Origin of the sequence: Steroidobacter sp. (assembly GCF_016790065.1) — a bacterium.
Taxonomy (GTDB): Bacteria; Pseudomonadota; Gammaproteobacteria; order Steroidobacterales; family Steroidobacteraceae; genus Steroidobacter.
Genome location: NZ_JAEUPY010000784.1, coordinates 1 through 3489, shown reverse-complemented (window position 1 = coordinate 3489; position 3489 = coordinate 1). Strand labels below are relative to the sequence as shown.

The following is a 3489-nucleotide window of genomic DNA, read 5'->3' as shown; positions in this document are numbered from 1 at the left end:
GCCGCCGTGCACGGACAAAACATTCGGCACGTCATGCCAGCGAGACAGCGCATGTCCCAGCGGTCCGGTCGGCACCACGAAATGAGTGTTGATGACGTCGAAGTCGGTGTGGCTGAAACGCAGGCCTCGCATGAAGCCAGTAGGCAGATAGGCGGCCATCGAGGGAAAGTTCGCGACGGCTAATTCGCGGCGAAAGAACACCGGCACTCGCACGATTCGCACGCCGCCATCGCGCTCGTCGGCTCGCAAGTCTCCGGCCCGCGACGTGAGCACTGTGACTTCATGACGGCGCGCCAATTGTCGGGCCAGAGCGGCCATGACGACACCGCCGCCGCCGCCGAGCGGGGGGTATTCGTAGTTACAAAAAAGGATGCGCATCGTGCCAGAGCAGGAGCAAGTTCCATGCCGCCAGTTGTGGGTTACTAGCATGTAACTTTGCCAGCGCTCGTGGGAACATTTCGCACGTCGGGCGGCTTTAGCCGAATGACCTCGCGGGTCAGTCGTTACTGCGGATGTTGGGGAGATGTTCGATCATGAGTGCTCAGCCCATCGTTACCGAACGCGCGGCGCCGCAACGTCGAGTATTAGCGGCGCGTCTGGAGCCGTTCGATTCGTATTGGCAAGCTCCCGCCGACATCGAAGCCGGTTATCGCTCGTTCGCCGCTTACTATCGCGCCAACTATCTGGGCCATCTGCCGGAGGATAAGTCCGCGAAAATTCTGGTGGTGAGCTGCGGGCCGGGCTACTTGGTCGAGGTGCTCGCTCAGGCGGGCTATAAGAACGTCATCGGCATCGACTCGGATCTGGCCAAGGTCGAACATGCGCGCCGTCATAATCTGCCGTGCGAGGCTGCTGAAGCATTTCCGTATCTGGAGAAGTGCCGCGCCGAATTCGACGTGATCATTCCGGAGCAGGAACTGAATCACCTCACTCACGCAGAGACCATCGAATTTCTGCAGCTCTGTCACGCGGCGCTACGCCCAGGCGGCCGCACCATCGTCTATGCCATGAATGGCGCCAATCCGTTCGTCGGCGCTGAAAACCTTGCTCACAACATCGACCATTTTTACATCGTCACCGAATACAGCCTGGGCCAGCTGTTGCAGCTCGGCGGCTTTCGCGACATCAAACCGTTCGCGTTGAAGCTGTATGTGTTCTGGAAGAATCCGCTGAATTATGTCGGCCTGGCAGTCACCGGCCTGCTGGAATTCGGCATGCGCATCCTGTTCCGCATGTACGGCAAGAAAGTCAAAGTGCTGAGCAAGAAAGTGGCTGCGGTGGCGATCCGCAGCTGATCCGTGTTGTTCAGATCAATTTATTAGATCAATCGTCGTCGCGAATGATGGCTTGAGCGCGCGCGACCTTGCCCAAGCGCGCTGACTTGGGTGCGACCAACTCCACGTAGAACGTTTCATCATCTTCCTTGAGCAAGTCGTTGCGTAGAGGAACGTAGATCGCGCGTTGTGCCTGTCCGTCGGCGAACGTCACTGTGCCCGAAGCGCCGGACGCGAAATCGATGCCTGCGTCGGCGGTGCCGCTGATGGTCTTCCAACTGACGCTGACGCGGCCGGTCAACGGCTGCGAACGTTTGATCAGAAACACCGCTGCTACCGACGACTCGCTGGTGACGATGCTCGAGGACTCGAACGAGATTTCACTCATCGGTGCCGCGGGCCGTGGTTTCGCGGCAGTCACTGGCGCTTTGGTTGCTTCGGGCGTAACCGTCGCAGCCTCAGGTTCCGGTGCTGGCGTTGCTGTTACTTCTGCCGGCGCAGGTTGTGACATAACGGCAGGTGTTGGAGCCGGCGGCAATGCCGATACTGCAGGCACGATGGGCGCGGTCGGCGCCTCGCCGTCATCCGAAGCATTCTGGCGCTGGAACGCGAAATACGTGACCAGCAACGCGCAGGCGATGAATGCGAAAAATCCCCAGCTGCGCTGCTTGGGCATCAAGTCTGCAGGCAATTCGGCTGGCACAACTTCCTCGGGATCGGCGTGAACCGGTGCGGGCGCAATGGCCACCGGTCGCTCCGGACTCAAGCGAGTGAGCAGATCCTCAACACCGGTGGGACGCTGCTCTCGCTTCCATGACAGAGCTGAAAGCAAAGAGAGCCACTGCGAGGTCGAGAGGTTCCATGCTCGCGGCGGAATCTTTCCTTCGTCGCGAGCTTGCAGCGACGATTGTCTGCCGAACGGGTGTTGCCCGGTAAGGAGCTCGTACGCTACGCAAGCAAAACTAAACACGTCATCGCGCGCGTCAGGGGTTTCGCCACTGAGTACTTCGGGGCTCGCATAGGTCGGCGTGCCGGCGGGAATGCGTGACTCGTTGGTGCTCGGGCCGGCCGCGGTGCCGAAGTCGACGATGCGCACGCCTTCATCGGCAGTGATGAAAACATTGCCGGGCTTGAAGTCGCCGTGGGCCACGTTTTGGCTGTGTGCGTACTGCAAGGCTTCGGCACATTTGCTCAGGATCTTGTGAGCCAGTGCGGGCGGCACCATGGTCCAGTCGCGCAGCAGTTGAGACAGCAGCTTGCCTTGGATCAACTCCATGGTCATGAAGCTGCGGCCTTCGTCTTCGTGCAGCTCGTGCACGCGGACGATGCTCGGATGCGAGAGCAGCTTGGCGTGCTCGAACTCGTGCTTGAGTCGCTTCGCCGCGCGCTCGGGATCGCCCAGCTCGGGGCGTGGCGTCTTGATGGCGACCTGAATGTTGGGCGCCGTGCCTTTCGCGGACAGCATGTCGCGAGCACGGAACACGATGGCGGTGCCGCCGCAGCCGATGACCTGCTCGAGCAGGTAACGGTCGCAGAGCACCTTGCCGGGCGCCAAGGCAGGCGGCTGCCTCTCGACGGCTTTCGCCGGCGCGGGCGCGCTAGGGACTGTTGTCGTGGCTTTCGCGACGTCGCCACCGCCGACGTCTTCAGTCACGCTCGTCGACGAGATCTCGGGCACGCGCGGTGATGAGACCTCAGGCGCACGCGGCGCGGACGTCGTCGGCTGCGCCGACACGAACGGCTCACGGCGCCCGAACGGCAACGGCGCTCGCTCTTCGCGCGCGACCATGGGTTCGTTCACCTCAAGCGGCGGCTCCGTCGTCCTCGCGACGATGGGCTCGTTCACTTCGAGTCGAGGCTCGGTCGTCTTCGCGACGATTGGCGCTTCGGCTGCAGGCACGGGCTCAGGCGCAGCGCTAGCCAGCGCCGGAGGCGGCACGTCGGCGGGCACGATGTCGACTGTGGAAGGCGTGAGATCGGCCGTGTGCTCGTCGTGGACGTCGGCGGTCGTGTCGAGGTCCATGGACGGTCTGGGCTGTTGGTGCCAGGGCCGTCGATGGCGCGGTCGATAATGAGAGCCGTGAAAATTCGCTGACATAGTGTTCAAGCCGATTGTCTATCGGCGACCTCCGTAACTGCAGGGCGCGGCAGCAAGCCGCGCGCTCGGTACCAGCTGACGGTGTCGGCCGCGCCGGCTCGGAAATCGATCGCCGGT

3 protein-coding genes are annotated in these 3489 nt (G+C 62.1%); 1 reads left to right on the top strand and 2 read right to left on the bottom strand.

The genetic code is table 11. The features are described from left to right. Window positions 1-378, bottom strand: a 378-nt coding sequence (locus tag JNL55_RS31815) for a glycosyltransferase family 4 protein (protein ID WP_293864129.1), incomplete at its 3' end; no start/stop codon positions are given. A 155-nt stretch (window positions 379-533) separates the two neighbouring features. Here JNL55_RS31815 and JNL55_RS31810 point away from each other — a divergent pair. Beyond that, complete coding sequence (locus tag JNL55_RS31810; RefSeq protein WP_293864126.1) at window positions 534-1295, top strand: class I SAM-dependent methyltransferase; 762 nt, start codon at window positions 534-536, stop codon at window positions 1293-1295. Between the two features lie 28 nt (window positions 1296-1323). On the opposite strand, the gene JNL55_RS31805 is transcribed toward JNL55_RS31810, so the two are convergent. Beyond that, complete coding sequence (locus JNL55_RS31805; RefSeq protein WP_293864123.1) at window positions 1324-3297, bottom strand: protein kinase domain-containing protein; 1974 nt, start codon at window positions 3295-3297, stop codon at window positions 1324-1326. Window positions 3298-3489: the final 192 nt, after the last annotated feature.